Annotated in this window: 16 protein-coding genes; 10 read left to right on the plus strand and 6 right to left on the minus strand. The window is 51.9% G+C overall.

Annotated elements, in window-relative coordinates; genetic code table 11:
• The first annotated feature begins 345 nt into the window (after nt 1-345).
• The 6 genes from panD (at nt 346) to AB3G37_RS20925 (ending at nt 6,843) form a co-directional block, all read left to right on the plus strand.
• A complete protein-coding gene (gene panD, locus AB3G37_RS20900) occupies nt 346-726 on the plus strand; it encodes an aspartate 1-decarboxylase (RefSeq protein ID WP_009634652.1) in 381 nt (126 codons plus the stop codon).
• Between the two features lie 221 nt (nt 727-947).
• Nucleotides 948-2,552 (plus strand): ABC transporter substrate-binding protein, encoded by a 1,605-nt coding sequence (locus AB3G37_RS20905; RefSeq protein WP_369788982.1) that lies wholly within the window; start codon nt 948-950, stop codon nt 2,550-2,552.
• A gap of 24 nt (nt 2,553-2,576) precedes the next feature.
• Nucleotides 2,577-3,308: an aspartate/glutamate racemase family protein gene (locus AB3G37_RS20910; protein ID WP_369788983.1), complete on the plus strand. Its 732-nt coding sequence runs from the start codon at nt 2,577-2,579 to the stop codon at nt 3,306-3,308.
• Nucleotides 3,296-4,285 (plus strand): ABC transporter permease, encoded by a 990-nt coding sequence (locus tag AB3G37_RS20915; protein WP_369788984.1) that lies wholly within the window; start codon nt 3,296-3,298, stop codon nt 4,283-4,285. The genes AB3G37_RS20910 and AB3G37_RS20915 overlap by 13 nt, the downstream gene beginning before the upstream one ends.
• A 32-nt stretch (nt 4,286-4,317) precedes the next feature.
• A complete protein-coding gene (locus AB3G37_RS20920) occupies nt 4,318-5,166 on the plus strand; it encodes an ABC transporter permease (RefSeq protein WP_369791012.1) in 849 nt (282 codons plus the stop codon).
• Between the two features lie 3 nt (nt 5,167-5,169).
• The gene (locus AB3G37_RS20925; RefSeq protein WP_369788985.1) at nt 5,170-6,843 is read left to right on the plus strand and encodes an ABC transporter ATP-binding protein; all 1,674 of its coding nucleotides are present in this window, start codon (nt 5,170-5,172) and stop codon (nt 6,841-6,843) included.
• Between the two features lie 138 nt (nt 6,844-6,981).
• On the opposite strand, the gene AB3G37_RS20930 is transcribed toward AB3G37_RS20925, so the two are convergent.
• Nucleotides 6,982-7,752, minus strand: a complete 771-nt coding sequence (locus tag AB3G37_RS20930; protein WP_009634653.1) for an ABC transporter permease — start codon at nt 7,750-7,752, stop codon at nt 6,982-6,984.
• Entirely contained in the window at nt 7,752-8,675 is a 924-nt protein-coding gene (locus tag AB3G37_RS20935) for an ABC transporter ATP-binding protein (protein WP_009634654.1), read from the minus strand. The genes AB3G37_RS20930 and AB3G37_RS20935 overlap by 1 nt, the downstream gene beginning before the upstream one ends.
• A 135-nt stretch (nt 8,676-8,810) precedes the next feature.
• Here AB3G37_RS20935 and can point away from each other — a divergent pair, with 135 nt between their 5' ends.
• Nucleotides 8,811-9,464 carry a carbonate dehydratase gene (gene can, locus AB3G37_RS20940; RefSeq protein WP_009634655.1) on the plus strand — a complete coding sequence of 218 codons (654 nt, stop codon included), beginning with the start codon at nt 8,811-8,813 and terminating at the stop codon, nt 9,462-9,464.
• A 224-nt stretch (nt 9,465-9,688) separates the two neighbouring features.
• Here can and hpt read toward each other — a convergent pair whose 3' ends face one another.
• Together hpt and cueO are read right to left on the minus strand one after the other, a co-directional pair.
• Nucleotides 9,689-10,225 carry a hypoxanthine phosphoribosyltransferase gene (gene hpt / locus AB3G37_RS20945; RefSeq protein ID WP_009634656.1) on the minus strand — a complete coding sequence of 179 codons (537 nt, stop codon included), beginning with the start codon at nt 10,223-10,225 and terminating at the stop codon, nt 9,689-9,691.
• 194 nt (nt 10,226-10,419) lie between these two features.
• Nucleotides 10,420-12,072, minus strand: a complete 1,653-nt coding sequence (gene cueO, locus AB3G37_RS20950; protein WP_369788986.1) for a multicopper oxidase CueO — start codon at nt 12,070-12,072, stop codon at nt 10,420-10,422.
• Between the two features lie 266 nt (nt 12,073-12,338).
• Between cueO and AB3G37_RS20955 the strand changes: the two genes are divergently transcribed.
• The 3 genes from AB3G37_RS20955 (at nt 12,339) to speD (ending at nt 14,572) form a co-directional block, all read left to right on the plus strand.
• Nucleotides 12,339-12,686, plus strand: a complete 348-nt coding sequence (locus AB3G37_RS20955; RefSeq protein WP_009634659.1) for a YacC family pilotin-like protein — start codon at nt 12,339-12,341, stop codon at nt 12,684-12,686.
• Nucleotides 12,687-12,885: 199 nt separating this feature from the next.
• Nucleotides 12,886-13,749 carry a polyamine aminopropyltransferase gene (gene speE, locus AB3G37_RS20960; RefSeq protein ID WP_369791013.1) on the plus strand — a complete coding sequence of 288 codons (864 nt, stop codon included), beginning with the start codon at nt 12,886-12,888 and terminating at the stop codon, nt 13,747-13,749.
• A gap of 28 nt (nt 13,750-13,777) precedes the next feature.
• Nucleotides 13,778-14,572: an adenosylmethionine decarboxylase gene (gene speD / locus AB3G37_RS20965; protein ID WP_369788987.1), complete on the plus strand. Its 795-nt coding sequence runs from the start codon at nt 13,778-13,780 to the stop codon at nt 14,570-14,572.
• 59 nt (nt 14,573-14,631) lie between these two features.
• Here the strand turns inward: speD and yacL are convergent, their stop codons facing one another.
• Both yacL and acnB read right to left on the minus strand, forming a co-directional pair.
• On the minus strand, nt 14,632-14,997 hold the full coding sequence (gene yacL / locus AB3G37_RS20970) for a protein YacL (RefSeq protein ID WP_009634662.1): 366 nt from the start codon (nt 14,995-14,997) through the stop codon (nt 14,632-14,634).
• A gap of 120 nt (nt 14,998-15,117) precedes the next feature.
• A complete protein-coding gene (acnB, locus tag AB3G37_RS20975; protein WP_369788988.1) occupies nt 15,118-17,715 on the minus strand; it encodes a bifunctional aconitate hydratase 2/2-methylisocitrate dehydratase in 2,598 nt (865 codons plus the stop codon).
• Nucleotides 17,716-17,805: the final 90 nt, after the last annotated feature.

Raw genomic sequence — 17,805 nt, forward strand, 5'->3', positions numbered from 1 at the left:
GCAAGGCGGCAAACGAATGAATCCCGTTGAGCTTACTCAAGTAAGTGATGCGGGTGAATGAGAGCAGCCAACAACGCTGTGGCTAAACAAAGTGTTCACCTCGAACTCATTTGAGTCACAGCAAGGCGGCAAACGAATGAATCCCGTTGAGCTTACTCAGGTAAGTGATGCGGGTGAATGAGAGCAGCCAACAACGCTGTGGCTAAACAAAGTGTTCACCTCGAACTCATTTGAGTCACAGCAAGGCGGCAAACGAATGAATCCCGTTGAGCTTACTCAAGTAAGTGATGCGGGTGAATGAGAGCAGCCAACAACGCTGTGGCTCAAATGAGGAAGAGGTAGGTTATGGTACGTAATATGCTGCAAGGCAAACTCCACCGAGTCCACGTGACACATGCCGATTTACACTATGAAGGTTCATGCGCCATCGATCAGGACTTTCTCGATGCTTCCGGTATTCTGGAATATGAAGCCATCGATATTTATAACGTGACCAACGGTAAACGTTTTTCTACCTATGCTATTGCGGCGGAACGCGGTTCGCATATTATTTCAGTAAACGGTGCCGCGGCACATTGTGCCAGCGTCGACGATCTGCTGATCATCTGTTCCTACGTGCAGATGTCAGACGCCGAAGCGCGTCAACACAAGCCAAATGTGGCCTATTTTGAAGGCAAAAACCTGCTGAAACGCACAGCCAAAGCGGTGCCGGTTCAGGTTGCCTGATAGCCCTCCGTTATTTCGCTTAAAGAAAACGGGAGCTTGATGGCTCCCGTTTTTTATCGGCTAAATCTGATTCCTTCCCCTTTGGTATCCCCCTTTCCTGCTTTGCCATTTTTCTGCTTTTTAAACACTTTTAAGTTCATAGTCTGGAAAATAGAGATTTGATAGCTTTTAAATCGCTTTAAAAATATCCATATTTTCTATTACAAGAAAGGGCTATTGGCATGAAGTTATTTCGACAATTAAGTCGTGGTTTATCTTTATTTTTTCTAGGGATTGCAGTCATTATTGGTGCGGCGCAGGCAGAAACGGTCACACCACATCGGGGAGGCACTTTAACCCTTATCTTACCCAGCGAACCCTCGGCATTGGTGGCAATAGCCACGGTAGCGCAGCCGGTTATTGCGGTAAGTGCCAAGGTAACAGAAGGCCTGCTGACTTATGATTACAACCTGAATCCCTTGGCGCAGCTGGCAACCTCCTGGGAAATCAGCCCTGACGGTTTGCAATACACTTTTCATCTGCGTAAAGGCGTGAAATGGACTGACGGCAAGCCCTTCACCTCGGCAGATGTCGCCTTTTCGATTAATTTACTGAAAAAAACGCATCCACGCGCCAAGGCGACCTTTGCCAACGTCGAATCGATCGCGACGCCAGATCCCCTCACTGCGGTATTTAAACTCAGTAATCCAGCACCTTATCTGATCCGCGCGTTTGCGGCCGGTGAAACGCCGATTGTGCCGGAACATATTTATGCCAACACCGATCCGCTGAAAAATGAAAATAATAATCATCCTATCGGAACCGGGCCTTATGTCTTTGAGAAATGGGTACGCGGCAGCTATATCATTTACAAACGTAATCCGAATTATTGGGACCAGCCGAAGCCATACATCGACCAACTGATCGTCAAGTTTTCAACCGATCCAGTCGTGCGCTCGCTGGATCTGCAAACCGGTCAGGCGGATTTGGGTTATCGTACTCCGGTTGCGCTCAGCGAGTTGAAAACCTTGCAGAAAAAGCCCGATCTGGTTTTCGGTTATCAAGGTTATAACTACAACTACAGCGTAGCGTCGATCTATTTCAACCTCGACGATAAGGTGTTTAAAGATATTCGCGTGCGTCAGGCCATTGCTCACGCCATTAATCGTGCAGCTTTGCTAAAAGTCGTGTATTTCGGCTATGCAACGCCAACCGAATCGCCTATTGCACCGGGCCTGAAAGCCTTCCATAGCGCCACGCCATCGCCGTATCAGTATGATCTGGCCGCCGCAAACAAGCTGCTCGATGAAGCAGGATACAAAAAAGGCAGCGACGGTGTTCGCCTGCGTGTGACGCTGGACTACAACACCTTTGACGATACCTTCCAACGCAATGCCGAATTTGTCCGCTCGGCGCTGAGCAGAATTGGTATCGCAGTCACGCTGCGTTCTCAGGATATTTCAACCTATGCCGAACGCGTGTTTACCCATCGTGATTTCCAGTTCTCCATCGACCAATACGCCAATCTGTATGATCCAACCGCGGGCGTGCAGCGCCTTTACTGGTCTAAAAATTATCGTCCGGGCGTGCCGTGGACCAACATTTCTCACTATATCAATCCGCAGGTCGATAAAGTGCTGGAAGCCGCGCAAACGGAAAATGATGCCCAGAAACGTATCGCCGACTTTAAGCAATTCCAGGACATCGTGCAGCACGACGTGCCTGATATCCCATTAGCGTCGCCACAGTTTATTACCATCGCCAACAAACGGGTTCATGACAGCTCGCCAACCGCTGACGGTATCGAAGGCAATCTTTCAACGGTTTGGGTCGATCCAAAACCTTAACCCGCAATCGTGGAGCAGAATTTGATGAGCCAGAATAATGTCGGCAGCAAGCCAGCCACTCTCGGAATTTTGATGGTAAAAACGCATTTTCGTCGCTATCAGGGCGATATCGGCAATCCGCACACCTGGCCCTTTCCGGTGCGCTACAAAGTGGTCGAGGAAGCAATTCCGCAGCGGATGGGCCACCTGGGAGAACATGATTTGCTGGAGCCGTTCAAACGCGCAGCGCAGGAGCTGATTAACGAGGGTGTCGATGGGCTGACCACCAGCTGCGGTTATCTGTCGTGGTATCAGCAGGAACTGGCAGCGTGGTCGCCGGTGCCGGTAGTGACGAGCAGCCTGTTGCAATACGTCACGGTGCGTCAGTTGCTCCCGGCCAATAAGCAGCCACTGATTTTGACCTACGATGCGAGCACGTTGAAAGCCGAATATTTGACGCGCGTTGGCATCCCGGCCGACGCTGCCGTTGCGGGCATGCCTGCGCAGTCGGAGTTTGTGCGCTCAATTCGTGACGGCGATAGCTCGGTAAGCTGGCAAACGCTGGCCGATGAGGTGCTGACTACCGCGGAAAATGCCCTGAAAAAGTTTCCGAATACCGGTGCGCTGGTGCTGGAATGCACCAATCTTGCGCCTTTCAGCGCGCTGTTGCAGGCACGTTTTAATCTGCCGGTTTACGACACGGTAACGCTGGTGAAAAGTTTCTATGCGGCGCTGCGCCCTTCATATTGGGACGGTGGACAACAATGGAATCTTTAAGCCGCATTTTTTCCGCGTTAGGCCGGGCGCTGTTGCAGGCAATTCCGGCCGCGCTTGGGATCGTGCTGGTGGTGTTTCTGTTTTTGCAGCTGTTACCCGGCGACGCGGTTGACGTGATGGCAAGCCAGTCCGGCAGTGCCACGGCAGAAAACATGGCCTGGCTACGCTCGGAGTACGGCCTGGATAAACCGGCGTTATTTCAGTTTTACAACTACCTCACGCATCTGGCGCACTTTAATCTGGGTTATTCCCCACGTTATGGCACTGACGTGAGCTCGTTAATCCTGTCGCGCCTGCCCAACACGTTGCTGCTTATGCTGCTGGCACAGGTTGTAGCGCTGTTTGTCGGGATCAGCTTCGGGGTTACCATGGCTGTCTGGGCCAATAAATGGCCGGACCGTCTGTTAACCGTATTTAATCTGCTGCTTTACTCCCTGCCCGGCTTCTGGATGGGACTGGTTATCCTGCTGCTGTTCTCGGTGCATCTCGGCTGGTTGCCTAGCGGTGGCAGCCAAACTATTGGCGTGAATCTTACTGGCTGGGCGGCGCTGGCCGATACTCTGCGCCACGCGGTGCTTCCGGTATTGGCATTGAGTAGCTATTTCATTGCGATTTATGCCCGACTGACGCGTAGCGCGATGCTGGAAATTGCCACTCAGGATTTTGTCCGCACGGCTCATGCGAAAGGCCTGCATCCGCGCAGCATCGCAGTGCGTCACGTATTGCGCTGTGCCTTGATGCCCGTCACCACGGTCGCCGGGATGTATTTCGGCAACCTGCTTGGCGGTGCGGCGGTCATCGAAACCGTGTTCAACTGGCCGGGTTTAGGCAGTCTGGCGATGGAGGCGATTGTCGCGCGTGATTTCAATGTGGTGCTTGGCGTACTGCTGCTGTCAGCGTTTTTGGTGGTCATCGTCAACATCGTGGTTGACGTGCTGCAAAGCTGGCTCGATCCACGGATTGAGGGCAAAAAATGAAAACGGCTGACCCGTTAAACGTTAGCGGCATCATGCTGAAACCAGCCGGTCGTTCCACATGGCGACGTTTCTGGCGTTCGCTGGAGGCGGTGGTTGGCAGCGCATTGCTGTTAATTATTTTCCTGATGGCCGCGACAGCCTCGTGGCTGTTTCCGGGCGATCCACTGGACATGGTCGCGCAACCCTTTTTATGGCCGGGTGACGATCCGGCATATCCGCTAGGCACCGACTCGCTGGGCCGAGATGTTGCTTCCGGCATTTTCCACGGCGCGCAGGTGTCATTGCAGATTGGCTTTAGTGCCGTGTTAGTCAGCTTGTTGATTGGCGTTATTGCCGGAGCCAGCGCGGGTTATTTCGGCGGCTGGCTTGATAAGGCCGTCACTCGTTTGGCCGAGTTGTTCCAGACTTTCCCATCGTTTCTGCTGGTCGTTGTGCTGGTAGTGATTGGGCAGCCGACTGTCACCTATATTTCTTTTGCCATCGGACTGGCCTCATGGCCGATGATTGCCCGTCTGGTGCGTGCCGAGTATCGCCAGTTGAGGTCACTGGATTTTGTGCTGGCGGCGCAGAGTCTGGGCTATAGCCATCTGCGGATCATCTTCCGCGAACTGCTGCCTAATGTTTTGCCCTCACTTGTCGTGACCGTTTCCGTGCTAATGGCCTCTTCAATCCTCACCGAATCTTCACTGGCTTTCTTAGGTTTCAGCGACCCTAACCGAATTAGCTGGGGCAGCATGATTGGCGACGGGCGTCAGTCGTTACAGAACGCCTGGTATCTGGCGGTGATCCCCGGCGCGGCGCTGGCAGTCACTATTCTGGCTCTGAATCTGCTGGGCGATGCACTCAATGACCTGCTTAATCCGCGCCGCAAGGAGAATTGACTGATGGCTTCACTTCTCGAATATAAAGATTTCAGCGTGCAGTTTGGCGATCGTTCCGTGGTTCGCCATCTTAATCTCTCTGTACGCGCTGGCGAGTTTATGGCTTTGGTTGGGGAATCCGGCTGTGGAAAATCGATAACCGCCCTTTCGACCATGCGCTTGGCACCCGATAACGCGCGGCTTTCTGGTGAGATCCTCTATCAGGGCAGCAACCTTTTGTCGCTGTCTGATAGCGCGATTCGTCAACGGCGCGGCAAAGATATCGCGATGATCTTTCAGGAGCCGATGACCTCGCTGAATCCGGTGCTAACCATCGGCCAGCAGATTATCGAAACGCTGCGCCTGCATCTGGGTTTGTCGGCGGCGGCGGCACGAACACGCGCTATCGAACTGCTGCAACTGGTTAATATCCCTCAGGCAAACCAGCGAGTGGATGATTATGCGCACCATCTTTCTGGTGGCCAGCGTCAGCGAGTGATGATTGCCATGGCGGTGGCATGCGAACCAAAACTGCTGATTGCTGATGAGCCGACCACCGCGCTGGACGTCACGGTACAAATGCAGATCCTCTCGCTGCTGGACAAACTGCGTCAGGAATTGGGTATGGGTGTGCTGTTTATCACCCACGATCTCGGCCTGGTGGAACAGCGTGCCGATCGCGTAGCGGTCATGTATCAGGGCGAAAAAGTCGAGGAAGCCAGCAAAACAGCGCTGTTTCAGAATCCGCAACACGCTTACAGTCAGGGGCTTTTAGCGGCCTCGTTGCACGGTAGCAACACGCCTCATTATCGCTCCAGCCGACTGACCGAAATTGTTCACCATGCGGATGCACCGCCGACGCTTTACATCCCGCCTGTTAGTGAGATTCGCCCGTTCCATTGCGCAGATAAGCCATTGCTGGAACTGAAAAATGTCAGTTTTCACTATCCTTCATCGAGTGCGCAGGTGCCCTCGGTTAATGACGTTTCGCTGGAGATTATGCCGGGAGAAACGCTGGGGCTGGTGGGAGAATCAGGCTGCGGAAAATCAACGCTGTCCAAGCTTATCCTGCGCCTGCTCTCTGCGCAGAAAGGGCAAATTCTCTTCGACAGCGAGGACATTACCCGTCACTCTTCGTCGCAGCTTGCCCCACTGAGACGTCGGGTGCAAATGGTGTTTCAGGATCCTTATGCGTCGCTTAATCCAAGGCACACCGTCGGCGAAATTCTCAAAACGCCGCTGCGAGTGCATCATCTCGGCGAGCGAGCTTCTCACCATAAAGCGGTGTTGAAGATTTTGGACCAGGTCGGTTTGCCTGCCAATGCCATAGAACGCTATCCGCACGAGTTTTCCGGCGGCCAGCGCCAGCGCATTGGAATTGCCCGAGCGCTTATCGTTGATCCACAGCTGATTATTTGTGACGAACCCGTGTCGGCGCTGGATGTGTCAGTGCAGGCACAAATTTTGAATCTGTTGGTGGATTTAAAACAGGAGCGGCAGCTGTCCTTGTTGTTTATCTCACATGATTTGGCCGTGGTGCGCTATATCGCCGATCGGGTGATGGTGATGTATCAGGGACAATCGGTGGAGCAAGGAAGTCATCAGCAGATTTGGCAGCATCCGCAGCATCCTTACACGCGACAGTTATTGCAGGCCATTAGCAGTGGTGTTGAAAAAGGATTACTGACCGGGGCGTGATCCCCTTTCCTCTGTTCAGATAAACTGAACCCCCGAATTTGAATTTTTTCACCCTCATTCGGGGGTTCAGTTCCAGGCAGTTCAGGCACTTAGACACTCTGGCTGACATCGGATCCAGAGTCTTGGAATGACCCGCTATTAACTTCTTAGCCCGCGTCCGCGCTCGATCAGGTACCAGGCCAGCAGGTAAAATACCACGATGAACGCCACCAGCACCGCCATGGTAAACACCAGTGGCACATCTGAAATTCCCAGAAATCCGTAGCGGAATCCGCTGATCATATAAACGATCGGGTTAAGCTTGGAGATCGCCTGCCAAATCGGCGGCAGCAGGGTCAGAGAGTAAAATACCCCGCCCAGATAAGTCAGCGGTGTCAGCACGAAGGTCGGTATCAGGCTGATATCGTCAAAAGTCGTAGCAAATACGGCGTTTAGCAAACCACCCAGCGAGAACAGGATGGCGGTCAGCAGCAGCGTCAACGCAATTACCCACCATGAGTGGATAGTAAGATGCACGAAGAAAAGCGAGATGACGGTGACCAAAATCCCCACACAAATACCGCGTGCCACGCCGCCACCGACGTAACCGGCGATCACCACGTGAGTTGGCACAGGCGCTACCAGCAGTTCTTCAATGTTGCGCTGGAATTTGGCGCTGAAAAACGACGAAGCGACATTGGCGTAGGAGTTGGTGATAACCGACATCATAATCAGGCCCGGCACGATAAATTGCATGTAGCTAAAACCGTGCATATCGCCGATGCGTGAACCAATCAAATTCCCAAAAATCACAAAATACAGGGACATAGTGATCACCGGTGGGACCAGGGTTTGCACCCAGATGCGTCCAAAACGGTTAATCTCTTTCATCCAGATACTTTTTAGTGCCACCCAATAGAGTTGCGACATTATTTTTTACCCTCACTGCCATTTACCAGGGTGACAAACAGCTCTTCCAAACGGTTAGCCTTGTTACGCATGCTCAACACCTGTACGCCCTGCTTGCTCAGCTGGCTAAACAGCGAATTAAGACCCTGCTCGCGCATCACTTCAACTTCCAGCGTCGAGGTATCAAGCAGGTTACTGGGATAGCCCTCGAGTTTGGGAATCGCGCTTTTCGGTGCCAAATCAAGCACGAAAGTTTCTGATTTCTGCTTGGCCAGCAGCGATTTCATCGAGGTGTTTTCCACCAGCAGACCGCCCTGAATAATGCCGATATTGCGACACAGCATCTCGGCCTCTTCAAGATAGTGGGTGGTTAGAATGATGGTTGTACCCTGCACATTCAGTTCTTTCAGGAAGCCCCACATAGAACGGCGCAGCTCGATATCCACACCCGCGGTTGGCTCATCGAGGATCAGCAGTTTAGGCTCATGCATCAGCGCACGGGCAATCATCAGACGACGTTTCATCCCGCCCGACAGCATGCGCGAGCGATCGTTGCGTTTACCCCACAAGTCGAGCTGAGTGAGATACTTTTCAGCACGTGATAGGGCGTCAGATCGCTTCACGCCGTAGTAGCCTGCCTGATTAACCACAACCTGCATCACGGTTTCAAAAGGGTTAAAGTTGAACTCCTGGGGGACCAGTCCGAGCTGGCGCTTGGCGTTAACAATATCCTTGTCGATGTCGTAACCAAATACCTGAACCTTGCCGGAGGACTTGTTTACCAGCGAGCTGATAATGCCTATGGTAGTGGACTTTCCGGCCCCGTTGGGACCTAGCAGCGCATAGAAATCGCCGGCTTCAACACGCAAGTCAATCCCGCGTAGAGCCTGTACACCGCCTGCGTAGGTTTTGGTTAACTTCTCCAGTTCTAAAGCGTATGTCATAAGTGAAGTCTTACCTTGTTTTCAATGTATTGTTTTCTCAAGATTCGTATAGGTTAAGCAGAACCCTTGTGAATTTCATTCGAGTTGACCTATATTACTCCAACGTAGACGCTTTCTTACAGGCTATTAACTTTCATGAAAGATATCGAAACACTGATCAGTAACAACGCTGCCTGGTCAAAAATAATGGAAGAGGAAGATCCTGGCTTTTTCGAACGCCTCTCTCTTGCTCAGAAACCACGTTTTCTATGGATCGGTTGTTCCGACAGCCGCGTTCCTGCTGAACGTTTAACCGGACTGGAACCTGGCGAACTTTTTGTTCACCGTAACGTTGCCAACCTGGTTATCCACACTGATCTCAACTGCCTGTCCGTTGTGCAATACGCTATCGACGTGCTGGAAGTTGAACACGTGATTATTTGTGGTCACCACGGCTGCGGCGGCGTGAAGGCGGCGATCGAAAACCCGGAATTAGGATTAATCGATAACTGGCTGCTGCATATCCGCGACATCTATTTCAAACACGGACACGCGCTTAGCGAACTTGAGCCTGATGACCGTCTGAATAAACTCTGTGAGCTGAATGTTGCGGAACAGGTGTATAACCTGGGTCACTCCACCGTGATGCGCAGTGCCTGGCAACGCGGTCAAAAAATCACTATTCACGGCTGGGTGTACGGACTTCAGGATGGCCTGTTGCGTGACTTGAATATGGCATCCAACAGCCGTGAAGAGCTCGAGCAGCGCTATCATCGGGGCGTTGCTTCCCTGATTGAACAGTCAAAATAACGACATTTTCAATCATAACCGGCACTAATAATAACGCCCCGGACTATACAATAGTTCGGGGCGTTTAACGTTCCAGTATGTGCGCTGACTCATTCTCGACTGGAGCGTAGCAGATGACGCCAATTGTGATTCGGACAGCGCGCAGAAACCGGAGTGGACATAAAGTCCATGAGGATTTTGAGCACTGCCCGGGTCAGAAGTGGCTAAATCTGGTAGCGACTCGCTTACTCTTCGAGCATAGTGACTTTGCCGACATACGGCAGATGGCGATAGCGCTGTGCGTAGTCGATACCATAACCGACCACAAACTCGTCTGGAATGGTGAATCCGACGTACTCCACGGTGACGTCAACCTCGCGGCGCTCCGGCTTGTCGAGCAACGTGCAGATTGCCAGAGATTTCGGGCCGCGCAATTTGAAGATTTCACGGACTTTGCTCAGCGTATTACCTGAGTCGATAATATCTTCGACTATCAGCACATCTTTGCCGCGAATGTCTTCGTCCAAGTCTTTGAGGATTTTCACATCGCGAGTGGTCGACATACCGTTGCCGTAGCTTGAAGCCGTCATGAAATCGACCTCATGCGGAACGTCGATAGCGCGGCATAAATCGGCCATAAACATAAACGATCCACGTAACAGCCCGACCAAAACCATTTCACTACCGCTGTCGCGATAGTGTTCAGTGATCTCACGACCCAACTCGGCAATACGGGTTTTTACTTCCTGTTCGGAAATCATTACGTCTACAGTGTGTTTCATATCAAGCCTGGCTACCTAAAAATAAAATGAGTCCTGCCACCATTATGGCTGATGGCAGTCTTTGTGCGCAGGGAGTATATCAAAGAACGTTGCGCAACAAGAAATTTCCCTTTCCTTGTACGAAACGATAAGCCAGCGAGCCGAGTCCAGACGAGGGTCGAATCCGCAACGCAGAATGGTCGACGCCTAGCCAATCAGGCAACGGTGAAGCTGGTCATCATGCCTGTATCCTCATGTTCGAGCAGATGACAGTGCGCCATGTAGGCATGCTGCTGGTCGGCGCGATGGTTGAACTGCACCAGAACTTCGCTACGGCCGCCCTCTACGCGTACAGTATCTTTCCATCCCTGACGATGTTTTGCCACTGGCTGACCGTTTTCGGTAAGGATACGAAACTGAGTGCCGTGGATATGGAAAGGATGCAGCATCATGTCTCCTTCGCCAGATATCGTCCATTTCTCATATTGCCCCTGCCTGACTGCAAACGCCGGGTGATTCATATCGTAGGCTTTGCCGTTAATCTTGTTGGCGGTCATGTAGTCAAAGTGTGCAGCCTGTTGCGGCATCGCCATACCCGCATGGTCACTTGAAGACATGCCCGGCATTTTCATATTCTGATGCCCACCCGACATATCCATACTCTGATGCCCAGCCGCAGACATGCCCGGCATTGCAGCCATATTATCCGCGCTGCCGTTTCCCATGCTCATACCCGCCATTGCTCCGTGACCGTAGCGTTTCATCAGTGCCTGCATGCCTTGCTGGTCAAGCTGAGGATCCATCATCAGCTGTAGCCAGCGCGTTGGGATGTCATCATGCGAAGGCAGCGGCGGCAAGGCAATCAGCGAATCAGGCAAAGAGGAGCCAGACTGGGTAATAGTCGGCTGGATTTTCAGCACTGCCAGTGGCTGGTCGAACGGAGCCAGCGTCATGCCCATCTGCTTCACCGGAAGTGTTACCAAATCAAAAGCTTTGCCGTCGGAACAGTCGATCATCACTTCAAAGCGCTCGCCCATCAGCATTGGCAATTCGCTGACCTTGACCGGTTCCGGCAGGAAACCGCCGTCGCTGGCAATGACATACAGCGGGCGACGATCGCTGGTCGCAAGTATCAACGAGCGGGCATTACAGCCGTTAAGCAAACGTAGCCGCACCCAGCCGCGTGACACGCCGTGTTGCGGATAAATCACGCCGTTGGTCAGCATGTGTTGCCCGAACCACCCCACCGCGGCGGTCATGATATCGAGCTGATAATCAATCTGACCGGCCGCGTTGAGCCGTTTATCCTGCAAAATTACTGGAATGTCATCAACACCCCAGCGCGAAGGAATTTTCAGCTTATCGCCATCCTCGTCATCAATTATCACCAATCCCGCCAACCCCATTGCTACCTGATAACCGCTGGTCTGATGTGGATGAGGGTGAAACCAGCAGGTTGTCGCAGGTTGGTCTACAGTAAATTGCACCTCTCGACGAGCGCCGGGTGCAATCATCGCCTGTGGGCCGCCATCTGCATCGCCGGGGATCTCAAGTCCGTGCCAATGTACCGTGCTGGCCTGAGGTAAGTTATTTTCAACGATAACCCCTACCGGCTTGCCTCTGCGCAGTCTCAGCGCGGGGCCAGGCAGATTGCCATTAACGCCCCAGATCGTGGTATTAACACCCGTTAAAATCTGGCTTTGGCCCTGCTGAAGCCTGAGACGATAGATTCCTCTGACATCTGGCTGCAGGATCTCGGGGATCGGCAGCGCCGGGCGACTGTCCGCAAAAGCCTGGCGGCTCCATGCAGGAAGGGCAGCGACGCTGCCGTATAACGCGGCCAGCTTGATAAAATCGCGACGATACATGGTCGGTCCTTTTTGATGTCAAAAGAGAGGCTGATTCACTCAGACTAAACCTTTCCCCAGGGTTAAGGTCAAGCCGATATAAGATTTGAAAAAAACTGATGTAAAAGAAATTTATGTGCGCTGTGGCAAATATGGTAACGTCATTTTGATAATTTATGGGCCTAATCATTACTATGCTGAATATTTTTACTGTGCTTAAAGCACTTTTTATCGCCAGATTCAACTTAACGGCAAAGACTCATTTACCTACAAAAACAAGGCAGAGCATGAAAAAAACCACCCTGAGTCTGCTATTGCTGACGTTACTCGGATTCTCCTCGGCCAGCCAGGCGCTTAGCGAGCCGGAAGCAGAAGATCTTGCCGACCTGACCGCTGTTTTTGTTTATCTGAAAAATAATTGCGGCTATGACCAACTTCCCAACACGCAAATCAAACGGGCGATAATATTTTTCGCACAGCAAAATCACTGGGATTTAACCAATTACGCTAACTTCGACATGCAGGCGTTGGGTGAGGACAGCTATCGCGACCTTAGTGGTATTGCGGTTCCAAAACCGGTTAAATGCAAGTCTTTGGCCCGAGATTCGTTGGGATTACTAACGTACAGTAACTAAATTGTACCGCCTCGCCCCGCTTTCTGTGGGGTGAGCTAGAATATCCTCTGAAGATACCCCGCCTGTAATACACCCCTGACAATAATGATTGTCTTGGCTGAGGTTTGACCGTGCAAGCCACGGCCGAATTCGCTACCCTATTTCACCAATCTTCAAGGCGGTGAGTACTCAGGATAAGGGTAAGAATATGTCTCAAAAAATATCTCGGAAAGAAATTTGGTATGAGACGCTGCACGACAGTTTCGGCCAATATTTCACTGTTGAAAGAGAACTTTATCGCGATAAAACCGAGCATCAGGATCTGGTGATTTTTGAAAATGCGGCGCTGGGCCGCGTAATGGCGCTCGACGGCGTGGTGCAAACTACCGAGCGCGATGAGTTTATCTATCACGAAATGATGACCCATGTTCCACTGCTGGCTCACGGCGGTGCTAAAAAAGTGTTGATTATTGGCGGTGGTGACGGCGGTATGCTTCGCGAAGTTTGCCGCCACAAAGGCGTTGAGCAAATCACCATGGTGGAAATTGATGCTGGCGTGGTCGAATTCTGCCGCCAGTATCTGCCCAGCCATAACGCGGGTTCCTATGAAGACGCCCGCTTTAATCTGGTCATTGATGACGGGGTCAATTTCGTCAATCAGACCCACGAAACCTTTGATGTGATCATTTCTGACTGCACCGATCCTATCGGGCCGGGCGAGAGCCTGTTCACTTCCCGCTTCTACGAAGGCTGCGCCCGCTGTCTCAATCCCGATGGTGTCTTCGTGGCGCAGAACGGAGTTTGTTTCCTGCAACAGGATGAGGCAGTCAACAGCCATCAAAAACTGAGTCACTATTTCGAAGACGTCAGCTTTTATCAGGCGGCGATCCCAACTTATTATGGCGGGATCATGACCTTTGCCTGGGCAAGCAATAATCCGCAATACCGTAGTCTGAGTGTCGATACGCTGCAGGAACGCTTTGCCGCCTCAAACATCGTCAGCCGATATTATAATCCAGGCATCCACCACGGCAGCTTTGCCCTGCCGCAATACTTACTGAATGCCCTTTCAGCAAGCCGTTGAAACACCATCCACAAGGGGGTGAACTAAATTGAAAAAGCTGAAACTGCATGGTTTCAATAACCTGACCAAGAGTTTAAGTTTTTGTATCTACGATATTTGCTATGCCAAAACCGCAGACGATCGCGACGGCTATATCGCTTACATCGATAAAGAATACAGCGCCAATCGCCTGACGGAGATCCTCACCGAGACCTGCTCAATCATCGGCGCCAACATCCTTAACGTCGCGCGCCAGGATTACGAACCGCAAGGTGCCAGCGTGACGATTCTGGTCTGCGAGGAACCGATTGATCCCAAAGACGTTGATACATCTGAGCATCCCGGTCCATTACCGAGCTCAGTGGTGGCCCACCTCGATAAAAGCCACATCTGCGTTCACACCTATCCGGAAAGTCATCCGGAAGGCGGGCTGTGCACTTTCCGCGCCGATATTGAAGTATCGACCTGCGGAGTGATTTCACCGCTTAAAGCACTGAACTATTTAATTCACCAGTTGGAATCAGACATCGTGACTATTGACTATCGCGTACGTGGTTTCACTCGTGATATCAATGGTGTGAAACACTATATTGACCATTCCATTAATTCGATTCAGAACTTTATGTCGGTAGATATGAAATCGTTGTATCACTTGATGGACGTCAACGTGTTTCAGGAAAATATCTTCCACACCAAGATGATGCTCAAAGACTTCGATCTCAAACATTATCTGTTCAACGCCAAACCGGATGAGCTGAGTGCCGTTGAGCGTAAAGAGATTACCGACCTGCTTTATAAAGAGATGCAGGAAATCTACTACGGTCGAAACATCCCGAACGTCTAAATAAAAAGGCCGCACATCTTGTTGATGCTGCGGCCTTTTTTGACTGGTGCATATACCGTTTAGCGATAGGTCACGATAAATGCGCGATACTTTTCCAGCACCAGCAGAAAGTCTTCGATGCCGCAGAAAGACAGGCTTTCTTCATCGTAATAATTCATGCCTTCTTCCATGCCATCGCTTTCTAAATCCAGCTGGTTCGCCCTGACCATGACCTCTTCACCATCCAGCCACAGCGTATATTCATGGCCTTCCATTTGCCAGGTTCGTTCACTGCCTTTCAATTCCGCAGCGGCGGCTTCTATCTTGTCGAGCAGGCTTAAATCGCCATTAATTTCTTCATTCAGCCAGTGGCCGATCACTTCATGACCCATCGAAAAACGGGCCTTTACTTGCCCGGTGATATCACGCAGGAAATCATAATCCATGGTCTTATCTCCCGATTGGCTTTAAGACTAATTCAATTATAGAAACAGAAAATTCTTGAGAACAACCCAATAAAAAAGGAGGCCGAAGCCTCCTTATGTTCTGTGGCGCAATATAGCGACTTAAAGCGCGGTTTGGAAGATCACGCTGTCAGCTTTATCGGTATATTCGCTCAGCTTATCGAAGTTCAGATAACGATAGGTGTCTACCGCCGTCTTATCAACCTCTGCCATGTAACCCAGATACTCTTCCGGCGTTGGCAAACGTCCCAGCAAGGAGGCGATTGCAGCCAGTTCGGCAGAAGCCAGATAAACGTTTGCTCCGTTACCAAGGCGGTTCGGGAAGTTACGGGTCGAGGTGGAAACCACGGTGGAGCCGTCGGCTACGCGCGCCTGGTTACCCATGCACAATGAGCAGCCAGGGATCTCGACGCGAGCACCGCTCTTGCCGAATACGCTGTAATAACCTTCTTCGGTCAGCTGTGCGGCATCCATTTTGGTCGGTGGCGCAACCCACAAGCGGGTTGGCAACGCGCCTTTGTGGCTGTCGAGCAACTTACCGGCAGCGCGGAAGTGACCGATGTTAGTCATGCACGAACCGATAAACACTTCGTCGATTTTGCTGTTGGCAACACTTGACAGCAGACGGGCATCGTCCGGATCGTTTGGCGCACAAAGAATCGGCTCTTTGATCTCGTTCAGATCGATTTCGATCACCGCGGCATATTCCGCATCGGCGTCGGCTTCGAGCAGAGTCGGGTTGGCAAGCCACTCTTCCATGCCGGTGATACGGCGCTCGATGGTACGACGGTCGCCGTAACCTTCGGAGATCATCCACTTCAGCAACACGATGTTAGAGCTCAGATACTCTTTAATCGGTGCCTGATCAAGTTTGATGGTACAGCCTGCAGCAGAACGTTCCGCCGAGGCGTCGGCCAGCTCGAATGCCTGCTCGACTTTCAGCTCTGGCAAACCTTCAATTTCCAGGATGCGACCTGAGAAAAGGTTTTTCTTACCTTTTTTCTCAACGGTCAGATGGCCTTCCTGAATCGCGTAATAAGGGATGGCATGAACCAGGTCACGCAAGGTGATCCCCGGTTGCATTTTACCCTTGAAGCGCACCAGAACAGACTCTGGCATATCCAGCGGCATTACGCCGGTGGCGGCCGCAAACGCCACCAGTCCAGAACCTGCCGGGAATGAAATGCCGATTGGGAAACGAGTGTGCGAGTCACCGCCAGTGCCGACGGTATCCGGCAGCAGCATACGGTTCAGCCAGGAGTGAATGATGCCATCGCCCGGACGCAGTGAAACACCGCCGCGGTTCATGATGAAGTCTGGCAGCGTGTGGTGCGTGGTCACGTCAACCGGCTTAGGATAAGCGGCGGTATGACAGAATGACTGCATCACCAGATCGGCAGAGAAGCCCAGACAGGCGAGGTCTTTCAGCTCATCACGGGTCATTGGACCGGTGGTGTCCTGAGAACCTACAGAAGTCATTTTCGGCTCGCAGTATTCGTTAGGACGAATACCTTCAACGCCACAGGCGCGACCGACCATTTTCTGCGCCAGAGAGAAGCCTTTGGAGCTGAGAGCTACCGGCTTGGCAACTTTGAACACTTCGCTGATAGGCAGCTTCAGTGATTCGCGCGCCTTGGTGGTCAAACCACGGCCAATGATCAACGGAATACGTCCACCAGCGCGAACTTCGTCGAGCAGAACATCGGTTTTCAGTTCGAAAGTAGCAATCACTTCGTCAGTTTCGTGGTTGCGAACTTCACCCTTGTACGGATAGATGTCGATCACATCGCCCATGTTCAGGTTAGACACGTCAACTTCGATCGGCAAAGCCCCGGCATCTTCCATGGTGTTGAAGAAAATTGGCGCAATTTTGCTGCCAAGAACGACACCACCACCACGTTTGTTAGGCACGTAGGGAATGTCGTCTCCCATGTACCACAACACTGAGTTAGTCGCGGATTTACGCGAAGAACCGGTACCAACCACGTCGCCGACGTAAGCCAGCGGGAAGCCTTTCTTATTCAGCTCATCAATCTGTTTGATTGGACCGATAGTGCCAGGCTGGTCAGGAATGATGCCTTCACGTTCGATTTTCAGCATTGCCAGAGCGTGCAGCGGAATATCCGGGCGCGACCAGGCATCAGGTGCGGGTGACAGATCGTCGGTATTGGTTTCGCCGGTCACTTTGAACACGGTGACGGTAATTTTTTCAGCCGGTTTAGGACGTGCGAGATACCACTCGGCATCGGCCCACGACTGCAGAATTTTGATAGCGTGGCTGTTGCCCGCTTTGGCTTTCTCTTCGACATCATAGAAGTTGTCGAACATCAGCAGAGTGTGCGACAGCGCTTTAGCAGCGATCGGAGCCAGCTTTTCGTTTTCCAGCGCTTCAATCAATGGATGAATGTTGTAGCCACCTTGCATGGTGCCCAACAGTTCAATCGCTTTTTCGGAAGTCACCAGCGGAGATGTCGTTTCACCCTTGGCAACGGCTGCCAGGAATCCGGCTTTGACATAAGCGGCTTCGTCAACGCCCGGCGGTACGCGGTTAATCAGCAGGTCCAGCAGAGTTTCTTCTTCACCTTCAGACGGGTTCTTCAGGGATTCAACCAGTGCGGCCATTTGTGAAGCATCGAGCGGCTTAGGGACAATGCCCTGTGCAGCACGCTCGGCTACGTGCTTACGGTATTCTTCTAGCACGACTCTCTCCTCGCTCTCATTGTCATTTATTATATCCAGGCTGAGCCTGGGTTCCGACATCAATCAGCCAAAACCCCGGAGGGTCAAAGC

Source organism: Rouxiella sp. WC2420 (assembly GCF_041200025.1).
Taxonomy (GTDB): Bacteria; Pseudomonadota; Gammaproteobacteria; order Enterobacterales; family Enterobacteriaceae; genus Rouxiella.

Bases quoted from the DNA above. Each gene is read 5' to 3' on its own strand.
- AB3G37_RS20935 (WP_009634654.1), bottom strand. From the start codon at position 8,675: ATGACATACGCTTTAGAACTGGAGAAGTTAACCAAAACCTACGCAGGC.
- yacL (WP_009634662.1), bottom strand. From the start codon at position 14,997: ATGGATTATGATTTCCTGCGTGATATCACCGGGCAAGTAAAGGCCCGT.
- AB3G37_RS20920 (WP_369791012.1), top strand. From the start codon at position 4,318: ATGCTGAAACCAGCCGGTCGTTCCACATGGCGACGTTTCTGGCGTTCG.
- hpt (WP_009634656.1), bottom strand. From the start codon at position 10,225: ATGAAACACACTGTAGACGTAATGATTTCCGAACAGGAAGTAAAAACC.
- AB3G37_RS20930 (WP_009634653.1), bottom strand. From the start codon at position 7,752: ATGTCGCAACTCTATTGGGTGGCACTAAAAAGTATCTGGATGAAAGAG.
- panD (WP_009634652.1), top strand. From the start codon at position 346: ATGGTACGTAATATGCTGCAAGGCAAACTCCACCGAGTCCACGTGACA.
- AB3G37_RS20905 (WP_369788982.1), top strand. From the start codon at position 948: ATGAAGTTATTTCGACAATTAAGTCGTGGTTTATCTTTATTTTTTCTA.
- AB3G37_RS20955 (WP_009634659.1), top strand. From the start codon at position 12,339: ATGAAAAAAACCACCCTGAGTCTGCTATTGCTGACGTTACTCGGATTC.
- cueO (WP_369788986.1), bottom strand. From the start codon at position 12,072: ATGTATCGTCGCGATTTTATCAAGCTGGCCGCGTTATACGGCAGCGTC.
- AB3G37_RS20925 (WP_369788985.1), top strand. From the start codon at position 5,170: ATGGCTTCACTTCTCGAATATAAAGATTTCAGCGTGCAGTTTGGCGAT.
- AB3G37_RS20910 (WP_369788983.1), top strand. From the start codon at position 2,577: ATGAGCCAGAATAATGTCGGCAGCAAGCCAGCCACTCTCGGAATTTTG.
- AB3G37_RS20915 (WP_369788984.1), top strand. From the start codon at position 3,296: ATGGAATCTTTAAGCCGCATTTTTTCCGCGTTAGGCCGGGCGCTGTTG.
- can (WP_009634655.1), top strand. From the start codon at position 8,811: ATGAAAGATATCGAAACACTGATCAGTAACAACGCTGCCTGGTCAAAA.